Genomic DNA, 17,068 nt, shown 5'->3' with positions numbered 1-17,068 from the left:
AATACTCGCAAAAATTCCGACTTTTTCTCGCCTTTTTTATAAAGCTGTGTCAAAATTTACGTTTTTATCCAAAAATAAACCAATGGATAAAAGCTAACCCAATTCAGAAATTCTAATAAATATAATAACGAATGAAGTCATTAACTAGTCTACACTCTCCTCGCTTTCTCATTTGGCTGGTAGGAGTCTCCTTTGTATTGTTTCAATTTTTTCTGCAATTGTCATCTGGCGTCATCATAGGTGCGATTATGCAGGAAACGCTGATCTCAGCATTTACCGCAAGCCTATTGAGCAGTGCTTTCTATTACATTTACACCAGCCTGCAAATTCCTGCCGGGATGTTGTTTGATCGCAGAAATACGCAAACCATTCTGACCACCACCGCCTTGATATGCAGTATCGGTTGCTTTATTTTTGCCAACTCAATGAATATTTATCTGCTATTTTTTGGTCGGATCATTATTGGAATGGGCTCGGCTTTTGCCTTTGTGGGTTTGTCACATCTCTTGCGCCAGCATTTTTCATTGCGGCAGTTTGGCTTTTTAATTGGCTTGTCAGAAACTCTGGGATTTGTCGCCACTATGTTCGGTATTATCGGGCTGGGTATATTAGTCAGCTATTTCGGATGGCGTGAATTCATCAATTCAGCCGCCCTGGTGGGCTGTCTGATAGCCTTTTTCGCCTGGCTTTTTATTCCGGCAACCACCTCTGTACAACCAGGCAATTATTCAATTGCTGATTCACTGAACATTATCATTCGTTGTAAAACCCAATGGGCTAACGGCTGTTTCGCCGGCCTCGGCTTTACGGTAATCACAGTCTTTGGCGCAATGTGGGCCATTCCCTTTATTCAGGCTAAACTCGGATGCAGTCTGAAGGAAGCCAGCGTCATCGATTCCATGCTGTTTTTAGGAGCAGCCATCAGTTGCCCGCTTTTTGGATATTTGAACGCCTGTTTAAAACAAAGAAAACCGCTAATGTTCGTTTCTTGCACTCTGACGGCTATCTTGCTTTATGTAACGCTTTATTTCCCATATAACGATCCGGTGTTGATGAGCGTTTTGTTTTTTATGACCGGGATTAGCTGTGGTTCTTATATGCTTTCCTATACGATCTCCAATGAAATTTCGCCCCAGGGGGCGCTGTCAACCAGCACAGGATTTACAAATACACTGGCCATGCTCACTGCCCCGATTTTCCAGCTGCTTACCGGGTTTCTTCTAGACTTGTATGGCGGTCCTGAACATCACTATAATCTTCAGGCTTATCAGATTGCCCTGGCCGTTTTGCCAGTGAATTTATTAGTTGCGAGTTGTCTGGTTTATTTTTTGCCGGAGAAAAAAGCGAAATAGATAGTCGAACCGCTCAGCTCACTGTCTTATCGACACTGACCTGACTCAAGTCATTTTTACTAATTGCACAAAACCCCGGACGCATCCCATTGGTTAGGCCCAGGATTATACGGTGATTGACAGTTTTATCGAATAGCATATCCTCCAGAGAGAGCTTCACTTTCGGAGATGAGATTTGAATTTGCCAACTGCCTTGCTTTTCCTCTTTAACGGTCACCGATTGCGTCATATTAACCGCTTCTCCCTGATCATTTCGCCAGCCAGCTACAGCCGCCTTCATCGCATCAGGCTCTTTCAAGTTAACTGAGTAAAAGGCACTTCCATCGTTAAACTGGCACAAAACCCCCATGAACAAAGGCTTGCTTGCCTCTGAAGAATCAGCCCAGACTTGCCGAAACCAGGCTTTGGACGCAGTCACAAACTCTTCTTTGTTACCGCTTCCTGTTTGTAAATGACCATTCAAATGACCAGTTTGACTAATCTGCAATTCCACCCCGCTTTGAAGTTTTTGCTGCTTTGCTGAAGAAGTCTCGGCTAAACCCAGCATATCCACTTTAAAATTAAATCCTTTATTTTCCTTGCTTTTTACACCAAAAATCCAGCTGTCGTTAATGGGATAATAATGGAGAAAGACTCTGCCGGCTTTCAGTGAGGCTTTATCAGCCGCATCGACCTGGCCATCACTTTCCTCATAAAGCACTACTTCCTTGGTTGTGCCATTTATCAATGTTGCAAAAGCATGCAGTTCTTTATCGTTACGCTGTATTTCGAGGTAATATTGATACCGCTCGTCATTCTCGTTAACCACAATACCGGCAAAAGTCCAATTGGCCTGTAAAGCATCAAGGGATGGGACCGGTTTGCTGACCGGCACTTCAGCAGTCGCGATTAATTCCGCATTGGAGCCGCTCTTTACCTCAGCCGGTTGGGTATCCGCATAAATAAGACCGGTTAAAGCCAGATAAAATCCCGGGATGTATAAAGAAGCTCGCTTCATCTCTGATAACCTTTCAAATGTTGATTCGACCACAAAGCCTGCCAGAATGAGGGAGCTAATCTGGCTTCTACCGGTAAAAAATACCAATTATCCTCAGCAAACGATTTACACTTAACCGCATCTTTTTCCGTCATGATGACGGTTTTTTCCGAAAAACAAAGATCGCTTGCATTGTACTGGAAGTGATCTGGAAAAGAATATTGCCTGCAAATGATTCCCTCTTCTTTAAGAGTAGTAAAAAAGCGGGCCGGATGTCCAATACCCGCCACAGCAGCTACAGGCATTTCCAGAGATTCCGCGTTAACGGTATGCCCGCTTGCCAGGTGCTGTATAGCCCCCGGGTGTATGCTCATCGTGTGCGCTTCCTGCCAATGACCGCCATTAACGACCACCAGATCAGCGGTTTTAAGCCGAGACGGTCTTTCGCGCAAAGGACCGGCCGGAAGACAAAAACCGTTTCCAAGCCCCCTCACACCATCAATGACTACAATTTCAATTGCCCTTCCCATGCTATAATGCTGCAAGCCATCGTCACTGATAATAATTTCCGTTTGGAATTTTTCCAGTAAATAGCGAATGGCCTCTACCCGTTTTGGTGCAATAACTACCGGGCAGGATAATTTACAAGCGAGCAGCAAGGGCTCGTCACCGACCTCACTTGCTGTATCAGCTGTTGAAACTTCATGCGGAAAAGTAGTTATTGATGCGCCATAACCACGGCTGACTACCCCTACCCGCAATCCTTTGCTCTGGAATTCGTTCACCAGCGCTACTACCAAAGGCGTTTTACCGACCCCGCCAACGCTCAGATTACCGACTACAATCACAGGCACTTCAAAATGCTGCTGTTTAAATGTCCGCAGATAGAATCGCTGCAGCATGCTCGCAAGCTGATAAAAAAGCGAAAGCGGCCAGATTAACCAGCCGAATCGTTTTGAACCATACCACATTTTTTCCAAACAGGACTGTATCAAACTAGCATTTCCTCTTCATGGTTTACACCAAGACCCTGGGCATTGTAAAGCTGTGCATAGTGGCCCTCTTTCGCCAAAAGCTGCTGGTGAGTACCCTGCTCTACTATTCTTCCCTGATGCATCACGATAATCTTGTGCGCTCGTTGTATGGTTGATAAACGATGGGCAATAATTAATGTGGTTCTATTCTTCACCACCTCATTTAAGGCTGCCTGAATAGCCCTTTCCGATTCACTATCCAATGCGGAGGTCGCCTCGTCAAGAATCAGAACAGGGGCGTCTTTCAAAATGGCTCGAGCGATGGCAAGACGCTGCCGTTGGCCGCCCGATAAGAGGATACCGTTTTCACCGACCCGAGTGTTATAGCCTTCAGGCAATAAACGAATAAATTCATCGGCATAGGCTTTTTTTGCAGCCTCAATAATTTGCGCCTCAGTTGCCTCAAAACAGCCATAAGCTATATTATTCGCAAGGCTGTCATTAAACAAGGTAACCTGTTGACTTACCAGGGCAATCTGTTTTCTGAGACTGGCAAGGCTTATGTCCTTCAAAGACACACCGTCCAGCAGAATACGCCCCTGGTTCACTTCATAAAAACGCGGCAGCAAACTGGCAATAGTCGATTTACCACTCCCCGAATGACCTACCAAAGCGACGGTCTCGCCCGCATTGATTGTAAAACTGATTTCATGTAATACAGGAGAACCCTGACGATAGGCATAACTTACCTTGTCAAAAACAATATTTCCCTTGGCTCCTGCGCATAAGGTTTTACCCTTATCCGATTCAATTGGTTTGTCCAGCAAGGAGAACACACTTTCAGCACCCGCGAGGCCCCGCTGAATAGTGGCATTCAATGTCGTCAAGGTTTTCATGGGTTTTATCAGTTGCAGCATGGCCGCAATAATTGCCAGGAAGGACCCGGCAGAAATGGTGATTACGGTAGTAAGCTGAATGGCAGCCAGAATAATCAATGCAATTCCAACGGCAATAACAAACTGTACTCCAAAAACATTGATTGCTTTAGTGACAGCAACCTTCATATCATTTTGACGAGAGAGCTCCGTTGCCCGATTAAACTTTCTGGTTTCATAGTCTTCACCGCCAAAAATGCGTACCACGCCATAGCCATCAATTGCCTCAGCGGCAATTTCTGTAACCAGGCCCATCGTTTTCTGTAACTTATGGCTGATTCGGCGAACCCGCTTATTGGTAAAATTAACAATTATGCCAACGAAAGGAATCGTCAGTAAAAACATCAGGGAGAGTTGCCAGCAGATAATCATCATCACCGCCAGCAAACCAATAACCAGACAGGTATTCTGCACAAAGTCAGTCAGGGCGTCCGCGCTGACCTGAGCTACCTGCTCCACGTCATATAATATCTTTGATAAAAGCTGGCCGGAGGTGGCTTCATCATAATAATCAGCAGGCAACCTTAATATATGGGAAAAGACTTTCTGCCGTAAAGCCTTTACTACCGAGCGCGCTACCCAGGTCATGCAATAACTGCCCAAAGAGCTCATCAGACCACGTACAGTAATACCGACTAAAATAATCAGCGGAATCTTCTTGACAAAGCTCATATCAATATCAATGAATCCTTTGTCAAGAAAGGGACGCAGCATATATGTGAGACCCGCGTCAACCAGCGAATAGATAATATTGGCGGCAATTCCAAGTAACAATACTAGCCAGAATGGTTTAACGTCTCTCATTAGGCGACGGTAAAGGGAACTGGTGCTAGTGGTCAATTTTTCGGTCATAAATAAAACTGAATAGCTTTAAACAAGGGCAAATTGTAACGCCATTTGCAAGAAGTACCAAATTTACCTGCAGAAGAGCATTCAAAAGCCGCCCCATTACTTTTTATCTTTTTTTAATCCTTTAACCAATTGAGAGATCAATTGAGGGCCTTTGTAAATTAACCCGGTGTAAACTTGTAGCAGAGAGGCCCCGGCATTGAGCTTTTCCTTAGCGGCTTCCACAGATTGAATGCCGCCAGCGCCAATGATGATCAACTGGTTGCCAATGGCTTCTTTAAGAACCCGAATGCATTGTGTTGAGCGCTCCTGTAACGGTTTTCCGCTAAGCCCCCCCATCTCTTTGCTTTCCGGAAGATTCTCCACACCCACCCGGGTACAGGTGGTGTTTGTTGCGATAATTCCGGATATCCCGCATTGTGCGGCAACATTGGCAACAATCTTTAACTCTTCATCGCTTTCATCCGGAGACAGTTTGATCACCAGAGGTACAAAGCGCTGATGCTGATCTGACAATCTTTTTTGCTCATCCACAATACTGGTCAGTAATTGAGTAAGCAGCATTTCCTGATGGAAAAGGCGCAAATCAGGAGTATTGGGTGAAGAAATATTAATCGTAATATAGGATGCGCAGGTGTAAATTCTTTTCAGGCAAAACAGATAATCATTAACCGCTTTATCCATTGGAGTATCTTTATTTTTGCCAATATTGATACCCAGGATCCCTCTGTAAGAGGATTTCTGAATGTTATTAACTAATACATCGACTCCCCGATTATTAAACCCCATGCGGTTTATCAGTGCCTCTGCATTGGGCAAACGAAAAAGACGCGGCTTTGGCATTCCTGCCTGCGGACGCGGTGTAACCGTTCCTACTTCGACAAATGAAAACCCCAGTTTAGCCAAACCATCAAGATGCGATGCATTTTTATCCAGTCCGGCAGCCAAGCCTACAGGATGATTAAACCGCATCCCCAAAACGTCAACAGGTAAGGAAGGAGCTTGTCTGAAACAAAAAGCAGGCAGCGAATCAAGTAGAGCCAAAGTCATGCGATGCGCTTTTTCGGCATCCATAGAAAACAATAACGGACGAATCAGTGAGTACATTCCCTCTCCTTTCAGAAAATCAGGGTAACTGCTTTGGATGCTAACCAGTGTAATGATCTGAACCCTGAATGGGGTTAATCTGGCCTCACTGCTATTAAGTTAAGCTCGCTTTAAATTGAACTGTCATCCCCGCGAAAGTCTTGTTGCGTAAATGAAGACAGGTGCACAAAAAAACCGTCTTTGCGAGCTTTAGCGAAGCAATCCAGCTCCTTACTTTGTTCAAGTTTCGATCTGGATTGCTTCACTTCGTTCGCAAAGACGACAAGTTAGTTGCTTGGTTCTATTTACACAACAACGCCTTCGCGGGAATGACAAAATTTTCGTAACTTAATGGCGATGAATCTGGTCTGCACTATTAATGTTTCCCTAGATTAACATTCTTTCATCGTCCATGAAATCATGACTGCTCATCCATTGCTGTTATTTAAAAATCATTGCTATGATATTCAAGTGTAGTACAGCCCTTTGACATATTGGATTCTTGTCAAGCCACAGCACGAACCAGCCTTACCTAGTTTATCAGTTAATTGACAAAAGGAGTTGTTAATGATTGAGATTGATCCTGCTAATTTGGACGCGCTGTCCAAGCCTTTTATGAGAATTTTGCTCGCCTCTACAAACGACCCGTTGTTTGGGCAGGGGGTCCACTATATTCCATTGTATAGCAACCTGCTTCCTGAAGGCGAAAACCAGGTCACTATTCCTGTTCTGGTTAAAAAAGCCTTTCTCGCTAAACCCAGTAAACAATATCCCGGTGAGTTCACCCTTGATATTTTTTCGGATCAAATAGGCTCAGGCACTTTCGCGAAAGTTTATGATTCAGAGGGTAAAGTGAAAACTCGTCTGGATTTCAAGTTCCTCAAAAAAGAAGGTGACAATGAAAATGTCATTAAAGCACTTCATTATACTGAAGATGACCGGAAAAAAATTACAAAAGAAGCCCAGAGAGCCAGTCTGGGTGATGAAATAAAATGCAAACCGCCATTGTTCAGCAATCAATGGGCCTTTTTAGTAATGAGTAAAGCCAAGGGAATTCCGCTCTCTCGTGTGATTGATAAGATGAAAATCGGTGAGATCAATCCTACCCTGCGCCAGATGATCCTTGCAACCAAGTCAATTTTAATGCAGGTCGATACAGTTCAGCAAAAAAAATACGGACATCGTGATATTAAGCCTGCTAATATTTTACTGGATCTGTCCAAAGGTAAGGCGACATTGGTCGATTTTGCTTTTGCCAAAGAACTGAAACATCCTCAGACGTATTGTAAAACAAATAAAGGAACCCCTCTTTATCTTGCCCCCGAGGTGTACAGGCATGGTTATATAACCTCGCAATGTGATGATTATTCCGCAGGTCTTTGTCTCGCCGAGCTATGGGGGGACACACTTCTCGATCTCATTTCCATTAGTGGCGACGCAAAACGCCTATATCGGCGAAATCGTGAAGAAAAATTTAAAGATCTGTACGCTCGAATGAACTTGTCAGAAACTGCAAAAATCCTTCTGGACACTCTGATTTATGGCTTGACCCGATATAATCCAAAATTTCGACTGACAAGTAAGGATGGGATGGCGTTATGTGACCAATTGCTGCAAGAGGCTAATCTCGATGAATTGATTTATACCCCTCCTACCCCTGAAGAAAGAGAGCAGGAATTCGAGGACGAATTGATAGACAATTTGTCAGACTGTGTCATTGATATACCGGAAGACTGTGATCTGTTCGGTTATGGATTATCTCATTAAGCAGCCAGAGCCACTTCTGCGGTGGCTCTGTCAAACTTTATAATTCGCATTCCTGCGCATAGATACGCAGCATTACATTGCCCTTCTCCTGCAGATGATAGGCGACTGTGCGTAATTCAACACCATAATTTTTCTGCTGTAATACTAACAACACCGGGCCCAGTAACGGTGAAGGAGTACCAAAGCGATCAATAAGAGGAAATACTCTCAGCTCTTTAGCCACTCGAGTCAACTCCTGAATTACTTCAATATGAAAATCAAGACCCTGATCGTCCAGTCCAGCAAACAGATAATGGGAACTCAGGGCCAAATCAAAATGAAAGCTGTCAAAAGGTAAATGGATCTGTTGAATTCCCTGATAACGTTTGTCATGCTTCCCTTTCTCATAGTCTGAAAAAAAAGCCTCCATTCCCTGCCGTCTTTTTTCAACCAAACCATCCAAACCGCCATAATCAGCAAAATCGTATTTGTCGTGATCCTGTTTAACACGTGCAATCATATCCTCAAATACCAGGGAAGTTTTGGTTTTTAACGTGGAGAGATCCAAAGAAAACAGGGGATCACAGCTTACGCAGGAACTGGTATAAGCCTGAACCTCTGTATTGAAAGCGCTGGGGCCACAACCGAATTCGAGTATATTGGATTTCAGATCGTCATCACTTAAATCAAACATCTCACGATAATCATCAATATGATGTCCCCAAAGTACCAGTTTGCTCATTTACACACCTCTTCTTCTTTTTGAACGCATTGGATTTTGCTGCGATGATTTACTGTGCTAAGCTAAAAATCTCAATAGGATGCGTTTAACAAATAAAATCAGGTTGAAAGTTAAACTTGATTGGGTATAGTCTAGCTCATTTGCTCCATGAATGTGAGTGCTGAAAAAACAAACAGGAAAAACAAGCCACTGTTTTTTTATTCATTGACTTGAGCATGACCTAAGTGATTATTGCTAGGACAGCTCCTTACTACAGGAAAGTCATCATGTATACTGGTTTACAATTTCAGTTAGGCGAAACAATTGATTTATTACGTGACAGTGTTTACCAATTTGCCCAAAAAGAAATTGCGCCTTTGGCTGCCCAAATTGATGAGGAAAACAAGTTTCCCCATTTTTTATGGCGTAAATTAGGGGAAATGGGCCTGTTAGGAATCACCGCCGGTGAAGAATATGGCGGAGCCGATATGGGTTATCTCGCTCATGTTATCGCTATGGAAGAGATCTCGCGCGCATCTGCCTCAGTCGGTCTAAGCTTCGGTGCCCACTCCAATCTTTGCGTCAATCAAATATCCTTAAATGCCAGTCCGGCACAAAAAGAAAAGTATTTACCCCGGCTGATAAGCGGCGAGTTTGTAGGGGCATTAGCCATGAGCGAAGCCAATTCCGGCTCGGATGTCATGAGCATGCAATTACAGGCGAAACGTTCCGGCGACCATTTTATCTTAAACGGCACCAAAATGTGGATTACCAATGGGCCCGATGCCGATGTGCTGGTTGTCTACGCCAAAACAGAGAAAGATGCGGGAAGCAAAGGCATCACTGCATTTATTATTGAAAAAGGCTTTCCAGGATTTAAAACAGCACAGAAATTAGACAAACTGGGAATGCGCGGCTCCAACACCTGCGAACTGGTTTTTAATAATTGTGAAGTTCCCGCTGAAAATATTCTTGGCGAACTGAATCAGGGAGCCAGGGTATTGATGAGCGGCCTGGACTATGAGCGAACCATTCTTTCCGCGGGCCCTGTAGGTATTATGCAAGCTTGCCTCGATGTGGTTTTGCCTTATGTTCATGAGCGTAAGCAATTTGATAAACCTATTGGTGAATTTCAGTTTATTCAGGGCAAACTGGCTGACATGTATACCCAGCTTAGCGCAAGCCGGGCTTATGCCTACGGTGTTGCCGCAGCCTGTGACAAACATCAGGTGAGCCGCAAAGATGCAGCCGGAGTGATTTTATACACCGCAGAAAGAGCAACACAAATGGCATTGGAAGCCATTCAGATTTTAGGTGGGAATGGTTACATTAATGAATACCCGACCGGACGACTGCTGCGAGATGCCAAACTCTATGAAATAGGCGCTGGCACCTCGGAAGTCAGACGAATGTTGATTGGTCGTGAACTTTTTAAAGAAACTGAATAAGGAAAAATTCAAATGGATCAAAATGATGTTGTCATTATTGCCGCAAAAAGAACCCCAATGGGAGGAATGCTTGGTTCTTTATCCAGTTTAACTGCACCTGAGCTGGGAGCAATTGCTCACAAGGCCGCAATGGAACAGGCCAATATTAATCCTGCAGAAATTGATCAGGTCATTTCCGGTTGTGTATTACAGGCAGGGATTGGACAAGCTCCGGCCAGACAAGCAGCGATTAAAGCAGGCATACCCCATTCAGCAGGAGCAACCACGATTAATAAAATGTGCGGTTCCGGTATGAAATCCATTATGCTGGGTCATGACATGATCAAGGCAGGTTCCGCAAATGTAGTTCTGGCAAGCGGTATGGAAAGCATGAGTAATGCCCCTTACTTATTGGCTAAAGCCCGCTCTGGCTATCGCTTGGGCCATGGCGAACTGAAAGATCATATGTTTCTGGATGGTTTGGAAGATGCCTATGAGCGTGGACAATTGATGGGCTGTTTTGCTGAAGCGACTGCTCGTCATTTCCAATTCAGCCGAAGCCAGCAGGATGAATTTGCAGTACGCTCTTTAACTCGCGCCTTGCAAGCTCAGCAAGATAATGCTTTTCTGGCAGAAATTACAGCTGTGACCATTGCCGGACGCAAGGGTGATACCATTGTATCCATGGATGAAGGCCCGGATGAAAGCAAACTTTCCAAGATTTCACAATTGAAACCTGCTTTCAAGGCAGATGGAACAGTGACGGCAGCAAACTCCAGTTCTATTTCCGATGGAGCAGCAAGCATCATTATCACAAGCGCCGGTCACGCGCGAAAATTAGGCATCAAACCGATGGCGCGTATTGTTGCTCAGGCTACCCATTCTCAAGCTCCCGAATGGTTCACCACAGCACCTGTTGACGCAATCCGCAAGGTTATGAATAAAGCAGGATGGCAGCATCAGGATGTTGATTTATTTGAAATCAATGAGGCTTTTGCTGTAGTGGCTATGGCGGCTATCACGCAACTGGAACTCGATGATTCCAAAGTTAATATTCACGGCGGCGCCTGCGCCCTGGGGCATCCTATTGGAGCATCCGGCACACGCGTGATGGTGACTCTGTTGCATGCTCTGCAAAGACAGCAAAAATCACGAGGTATTGCAGCGCTTTGCATCGGTGGAGGCGAAGGGATAGCAATGGCTATTGAGCTGGTGTAATAACCTGCAGTTTAAGAATCTGTCATCTTCTGTGAACGCAGGATGACAGATTCGCCTTCATGTGACTATTTGTCAAACCCTTTTGTTGTTTTAAATGGAGAGTTATGCTTAGACAAAGCCTTATTTATCTGGTTCTAACCATTTTGGTTGTCGTATTCGCCAAATTTGCACACACCCTGATCCTTTATATCGATTTGTTTTATACCTACATCAATATAAAACTTAGCCCTTTGTTCACTCATACCGGAGTGGGTGTATTAATTCGCAAAATTATTCTGCTGACTTTTATACCAATTATTATTGCATTGGTTCCCGCCTTGATTTATCGTCCAATTAAGGGAAGACCAATGCCTTATTTTCTCGAATTGACCTGGTGTTTATGGCTCGTCATTGTACTCAGCAACATTTTGATACGTTAAGGTAAATCAATGTCAAAGTTAAGCAGTCAAATTAACCCTGCAAGCAAGGATTTCAGAGAAAATGCCGCCGCGATGCAATCGCTGCTGGACAATTTGCAGAATACAATCCGCCAGATTGCTCTGGGGGGAGATGAAAAGGCAAGACAGCGCCATTTAGAGCATGGAAAATTATTACCACGTGAGCGCTTGCAGCAATTACTTGATCCAGGCAGCCCCTTTCTAGAATTATCACAACTGGCCGCCTATCAGGTCTACAATGATAATGTTCCCGCAGCCGGCATCATTACCGGCATTGGTCGTATTCATCAAACTGAATGTATGATTGTGATTAATGATGCCACCGTTAAAGGAGGCACTTATTATCCTCTAACAGTAAAAAAACATCTGCGCGCCCAGGAAATCGCTGAAAAGAATTATCTGCCCTGTGTTTATCTGGTGGATTCGGGAGGTGCTTTTCTCCCGCGTCAGGATGAAGTCTTTCCTGATCGCGATCATTTTGGTCGTATTTTTTATAATCAGGCCAATCTTTCAGCGAAAAACATTCCGCAAATAGCGGTTGTAATGGGTTCCTGTACCGCAGGGGGTGCTTATGTACCCGCAATGGCGGATGAATCGATTATGGTTAAAAATCAGGCCACTATTTTTCTGGGCGGCCCTCCCCTGGTTAAAGCCGCAACCGGCGAAATAATCAGTGCCGAGGAGTTGGGAGGTGCCGAGGTGCATTGCAGGCAATCGGGGGTCGCCGATCATTATGCTGATAACGATGCACACGCTCTGCATTTGGCACGGGTCGCTATCAGTCATTTGAACCGGCAAAAACCGCGCGTACTCCAGCGAAGAGAAAGCATCGAACCACTTTACGATAGCAGCGAATTAAATGGGATTATTCCAACTGATCTCCGCAAACCTTTTGATATTCGCGAGATCATCGCCCGAATTGTGGATGGTTCAGAATTTGATGAATTCAAAGCATTGTTCGGGACCACATTAATATGCGGTTTTGCCCATTTATATGGCTATCCGGTGGGTATTGTGGCTAATAATGGAATTTTATTCGGTGAAAGTGCTTTGAAAGGAACCCATTTTATCGAGTTATGCTCTCAACGTAATATTCCCCTTATATTCCTGCAGAATATCACTGGCTTTATGGTCGGTAGTAAATACGAAGCAGCCGGAATTGCCAAGCATGGCGCAAAAATGGTTACCGCAGTAGCCACCACTCAGGTGCCCAAATTTACTGTGATTGTCGGCGGAAGTTTTGGCGCTGGAAATTATGCCATGTGCGGCCGTGCTTATGATCCGCGTTTTTTATGGTCCTGGCCCAATGCACGAATTTCAGTCATGGGTGGTGATCAGGCTGCGAATGTTTTAGCTCAAATCAATCGCGATAAACACAGTAAACATGCCACCGAATGGCCGCCTGAGCAGGAAGAAGCCTTCAAAGCCAGTTTACGGGCGCAATACGAAGCACAGGGGAATCCCTACTATGCAAGTGCCAGACTATGGGATGACGGCGTCATTGCCCCTTCAGACACTCGCCGTATTCTGGGCTTAAGCTTGTCGGCAGCTCTAAACGCCCCCGTTGACCAAACCCGCTTTGGCATATTCAGAATGTAAGGATAAAAATGAGCGACCTGGAATGTGAATTAAAAGGACAGGTTTTTGAAATCAGTCTGAATCGAATCGAAAAGAATAACGCCTTTGATGATGAATTATTAAGAATAATGCAAAGCAGTCTGGAAAAAGCAATCCAGGATCCTGCAGTTTCTGTGATTTTACTGCGCGCCAATGGCCGCCATTTTTCAGCAGGTGCTGATTTGCAGTGGATGCAGCGAATGGCTCAGTTCACGCAAGAGGAAAATCTGGCCGATGCCATGATTCTCGCAAAACTTATGAATACTCTGTATTCCTGCCCTAAACCGACAATCGCCGCGGTACAGGGAGCCGCTTATGGCGGCGGAGTAGGACTAGTGGCTGCCTGTGATATTGCTATTGCCGGCCATTCCGCGCGTTTTTGTTTTTCTGAAGTTAAGCTAGGCCTTATACCTGCTGTGATTAGCCCCTATATAATCAAAGCAATTGGTGAGCGATTAACCAAATGGCTGTTCATGAGTGCTGAAGTATTCGATGGGGAACAAGCAAAACAATATAATCTGGTTCATCATTATATTGATGATTATTTACTGGATTCATTTGCGCTGGATTATGCCAGCAAACTCAGCCATCTCGCACCCCAGGCTATTATTGATTGTAAATCGCTGATTGAGCGGGTGGCATCAAGACCCATTGATGAGCAGCTTATTGAAGAGACAGCTGCCATTATTGCTGCAAAAAGGGTTTCTGAGGAAGGACAGCGCGGCCTGCATGCGTTTTTAAATAAAGAACCCCCTAACTGGAACTAAGGATTTTCATGTTTAATAAAATTCTTATCGCTAATCGCGGTGAAATTGCCTGTCGAATCATTCGCACGGCAAAAAGCATGGGAATTACCACTGTTGCCATTTATTCAACAGCGGATAAAGAGAGCCAACATGTCAGGCAGGCTGATGAAGCCTATTGGGTAGGAGACTCCCCGGCCCTGGCAAGCTATTTAAATATCCATGCGATCATAGACATCGCAAAAAAAGCGAAGGCAGAGGCTATTCATCCCGGCTATGGTTTTTTATCAGAAAACCCACAGTTTGCAGCAGCCTGTGAAAAAGAAGATATTGTTTTTATCGGCCCTACTATTAAAGCGCTTGAAGCAATGGCTTCAAAACAGTTAGCCAAGCAATTACTGGAGGGAAGCGCTGTTCCATTAACTCCAGGTTACCACGGCGGCGATCAGAGCGATGAGCGTCTTAAGGAAGAAGCAAACCGTATCGGGTTCCCCATTCTGCTAAAAGCGGCTGCCGGAGGCGGAGGTAAGGGAATGCGGGCAGTTCATGAGCTTGCTGAATTTGATTCTGCATTGGCAGGAGCCCGGCGTGAAGCCAAGGCAAGTTTTGCTGATGATACCATGATTATTGAAAAGCTGGTTTTGAACCCACGTCATGTGGAAGTACAAATCATGGCCGATCAGCATGGAGAGGTTGTTCATCTCTTCGAGCGGGATTGTTCCATCCAGCGTCGTCATCAGAAAATTATTGAGGAAGCCCCTGCTCCCGGTTTAGATACAGAACTAAAACAAGGTCTTGCGGAGGCTGCCTGCGAAGTAGCCCGTTCAATTCAGTACCGCGGCGCCGGTACAGTCGAATTTTTAGTCGCTGGAGATAATCAGTTTTATTTTATGGAAATGAACACTCGTCTGCAGGTGGAGCATCCCGTAACCGAAATGATCACCGGACTTGACTTAGTCGCCTGGCAAATCAAAATTGCTGCTAATTTACCCCTGCCCCTTAAGCAGGAGAATATTCAGGCGACAGGCCATGCCATTGAATGCCGGGTTTACGCTGAAGATCCGGCACAGAACTTTATTCCTTCCATTGGAAAAATCAATTTTTTGAAAGAGCCTTGTGGAGAGGGTGTGCGCATTGATACAGGCGTAAGCACTGGCTCAACAATTAGCCAATATTACGATCCGATGATTGCAAAGCTGATCGTCTGGGGAGAAACACGGCTTGAAGCAATTCAACGTCTGCAGCAAGCTCTTAAATCTTATGCTGTGGGCGGTTTAAAAACCAATATCGGCTTCTTGCAGGCCATTTGCAATCATCCTCGGTTTATCAAGGGGGATTTGGGCACTGATTTTCTTAGCCGTGAAACGATTGAAATAGAAAAGTCTGATGAGCAGGAGTGCTTATTATTTTCTGCGGCTTATGACTATTTAAGATTAGTCAACCAGGAACAGGATCCATTATTTCGTGAGAATTTTGCCTGGCAGCTGAATTTGGAAGGCTTCTGGTTTTTCCGCTATACACTGGGGGAGGAACTTAAAGAAGTTAAAATTATTGCCGTCAATGGCCAGGAATTTATTGCCCATATTCAGGACAAAACCTGGAATCTGTCTGCCTCCTATCAAAATCAGCGTTTAACAATCAATGATGGTCAACAACGGCGTTCTGCCTGGGTTGTAGACAGAGATGGTCAGATTGAAATCTACAATACAACAGCTAATGTACAAATTGAACGCTTTAGCTGGCAAACAAGTCATGCCGACACAGCTAATCAGGGTGGCCGTTTAACAGCGCCGATGCCCGCCACCGTAGTTGCTATTTTAAAAAATGAAGGAGATGTGGTAAAAAAAGGAGAGCAATTACTGATTTTGGAAGCCATGAAAATGGAACACAGCATCCGCGCTCCCAAAGATGGGGTTATAACGGAATTATATTACAGCATCGGCTCCCAGGTGAATGAAGGTGAGGAATTGCTGAAGCTTACATGATGCAAGTGCACATCTGCGCGAAATACAGAAAACCATTCGATAAACAGTTTCGGCGAAACGATAGGAATAGACTGAAATGAGCTATCCACAACAAGTTACGATAGTAGAAGTAGGCCCGCGTGACGGCTTGCAGAATGAACAAGTCTTTGTGCCTACGGCAGCCAAAATCGAACTGATTAATTTACTCAGTGAAAGCGGCCTTCGTTTTATCGAAGCAACCAGCTTTGTATCAGCTAAAGCCATACCACAGCTCGCAGACTGCGAAGAGGTTTTCAAATCAATTAACAAATCCGATAACATTCATTTATCGGCTCTTGTGCCTAACATGAAAGGCATGGAAAAAGCTTTGAGTTGCGAAGTTAAAGAAATCGCGCTCTTTACTTCCGCCAGCGAAGCTTTTAATCAATACAATATCAATTGTTCAATTACCGAGAGCATTCGCCGTTTCGAGCCGGTAATGGATATCGCCAAAGAACGAAAAATGCCGGTCAGAGCCTATATTTCCTGTGCGCTTGGCTGTCCTTACGAAGGCACTATCGTCCCGGCGCAGGTCGTCAGCGTTATGCGAATGCTGCTTGAGCTTGGAGCAACCGAAGTCTGTCTGGGGGATACAATTGGCGTTGGAACACCTAAACAGACACACCGATTGATTTCAGAAATTCTTGAAATTTTACCCCGACACCAGCTAGCCATGCATTTTCACGATACCTATGGGCAAGCAGTTGCCAATATTTATACCTCACTGCAGTTGGGGGTTAGCCGCTTCGACAGCTCCGTGGCCGGACTTGGCGGATGTCCATATGCGCGCGGTTCAGCCGGAAACGTTGCGACTGAAGATGTGCTTTATCTCATGCACGGATTAGGAATAGAAACAGGGGTTGATATCTATAAAATTGTGGCTGCCGGCGATATGATTTGTAAAATCCTGGGTAAAAAAAATCAGTCCAAAGTCGCTACAGCACTTTTGGCAAATCCTTAAAAAATTGTATGTTTTTTGAAAAA

At 44.7% G+C, this 17,068-nt stretch carries 14 protein-coding genes; 9 read left to right on the top strand and 5 right to left on the bottom strand.

All coding sequences use genetic code 11. From position 1 onward, the window contains the following. Window positions 1–197 precede the first annotated feature (197 nt). Complete coding sequence (locus tag LXA66_RS13785) at window positions 198–1,352, top strand: MFS transporter (RefSeq protein WP_255665373.1); 1,155 nt, start codon at window positions 198–200, stop codon at window positions 1,350–1,352. A 13-nt stretch (window positions 1,353–1,365) separates the two neighbouring features. On the opposite strand, the gene LXA66_RS13780 is transcribed toward LXA66_RS13785, so the two are convergent. The 4 genes from LXA66_RS13780 to LXA66_RS13765 form a co-directional block, all read right to left on the bottom strand. Further along, window positions 1,366–2,349, bottom strand: coding sequence for a hypothetical protein (locus tag LXA66_RS13780; RefSeq protein WP_233013621.1), 984 nt, complete (start codon window positions 2,347–2,349; stop codon window positions 1,366–1,368). Further along, on the bottom strand, window positions 2,346–3,299 hold the full coding sequence (gene lpxK, locus LXA66_RS13775; RefSeq protein ID WP_233013620.1) for a tetraacyldisaccharide 4'-kinase: 954 nt from the start codon (window positions 3,297–3,299) through the stop codon (window positions 2,346–2,348). The genes LXA66_RS13780 and lpxK overlap by 4 nt, the downstream gene beginning before the upstream one ends. Window positions 3,300–3,319: 20 nt before the next feature. Next, entirely contained in the window at window positions 3,320–5,089 is a 1,770-nt protein-coding gene (msbA, locus tag LXA66_RS13770; protein WP_233013619.1) for a lipid A export permease/ATP-binding protein MsbA, read from the bottom strand. A 96-nt stretch (window positions 5,090–5,185) separates the two neighbouring features. Then, window positions 5,186–6,193 carry a quinone-dependent dihydroorotate dehydrogenase gene (locus LXA66_RS13765; RefSeq protein ID WP_233013618.1) on the bottom strand — a complete coding sequence of 336 codons (1,008 nt, stop codon included), beginning with the start codon at window positions 6,191–6,193 and terminating at the stop codon, window positions 5,186–5,188. Window positions 6,194–6,739: 546 nt separating this feature from the next. Between LXA66_RS13765 and LXA66_RS13760 the strand changes: the two genes are divergently transcribed. Next, on the top strand, window positions 6,740–7,939 hold the full coding sequence (locus LXA66_RS13760; protein ID WP_233013617.1) for a protein kinase: 1,200 nt from the start codon (window positions 6,740–6,742) through the stop codon (window positions 7,937–7,939). 37 nt (window positions 7,940–7,976) lie between these two features. On the opposite strand, the gene LXA66_RS13755 is transcribed toward LXA66_RS13760, so the two are convergent. Then, window positions 7,977–8,660 carry a hypothetical protein gene (locus LXA66_RS13755; RefSeq protein ID WP_233013616.1) on the bottom strand — a complete coding sequence of 228 codons (684 nt, stop codon included), beginning with the start codon at window positions 8,658–8,660 and terminating at the stop codon, window positions 7,977–7,979. Window positions 8,661–8,926: 266 nt separating this feature from the next. Here LXA66_RS13755 and LXA66_RS13750 point away from each other — a divergent pair, with 266 nt between their 5' ends. The 7 genes from LXA66_RS13750 to LXA66_RS13720 all read left to right on the top strand — a co-directional run bounded on the left by LXA66_RS13750 (window position 8,927) and on the right by LXA66_RS13720 (window position 17,045). Continuing rightward, window positions 8,927–10,087 carry an isovaleryl-CoA dehydrogenase gene (locus tag LXA66_RS13750; protein WP_255665372.1) on the top strand — a complete coding sequence of 387 codons (1,161 nt, stop codon included), beginning with the start codon at window positions 8,927–8,929 and terminating at the stop codon, window positions 10,085–10,087. 12 nt (window positions 10,088–10,099) lie between these two features. Next, a complete protein-coding gene (locus LXA66_RS13745) occupies window positions 10,100–11,284 on the top strand; it encodes an acetyl-CoA C-acyltransferase (RefSeq protein WP_233013615.1) in 1,185 nt (394 codons plus the stop codon). A 104-nt stretch (window positions 11,285–11,388) separates the two neighbouring features. Continuing rightward, window positions 11,389–11,703, top strand: a complete 315-nt coding sequence (locus LXA66_RS13740) for a hypothetical protein (RefSeq protein ID WP_112218278.1) — start codon at window positions 11,389–11,391, stop codon at window positions 11,701–11,703. A gap of 9 nt (window positions 11,704–11,712) precedes the next feature. Then, the gene (locus tag LXA66_RS13735) at window positions 11,713–13,320 is read left to right on the top strand and encodes a carboxyl transferase domain-containing protein (RefSeq protein ID WP_233013614.1); all 1,608 of its coding nucleotides are present in this window, start codon (window positions 11,713–11,715) and stop codon (window positions 13,318–13,320) included. Between the two features lie 8 nt (window positions 13,321–13,328). Then, the gene (locus LXA66_RS13730) at window positions 13,329–14,105 is read left to right on the top strand and encodes an enoyl-CoA hydratase-related protein (RefSeq protein ID WP_233013613.1); all 777 of its coding nucleotides are present in this window, start codon (window positions 13,329–13,331) and stop codon (window positions 14,103–14,105) included. An 8-nt stretch (window positions 14,106–14,113) separates the two neighbouring features. Further along, complete coding sequence (locus LXA66_RS13725) at window positions 14,114–16,066, top strand: acetyl-CoA carboxylase biotin carboxylase subunit (RefSeq protein ID WP_233013612.1); 1,953 nt, start codon at window positions 14,114–14,116, stop codon at window positions 16,064–16,066. Window positions 16,067–16,142: 76 nt separating this feature from the next. Beyond that, window positions 16,143–17,045, top strand: coding sequence for a hydroxymethylglutaryl-CoA lyase (locus tag LXA66_RS13720; protein WP_233013611.1), 903 nt, complete (start codon window positions 16,143–16,145; stop codon window positions 17,043–17,045). Window positions 17,046–17,068 lie beyond the last annotated feature (23 nt).

Source organism: Legionella sp. 16cNR16C (assembly GCF_021297775.1).
Lineage (GTDB): Bacteria > Pseudomonadota > Gammaproteobacteria > Legionellales > Legionellaceae > Legionella_C > Legionella_C quinlivanii_A.
This window is presented reverse-complemented; position numbering and strand designations above follow the sequence as displayed.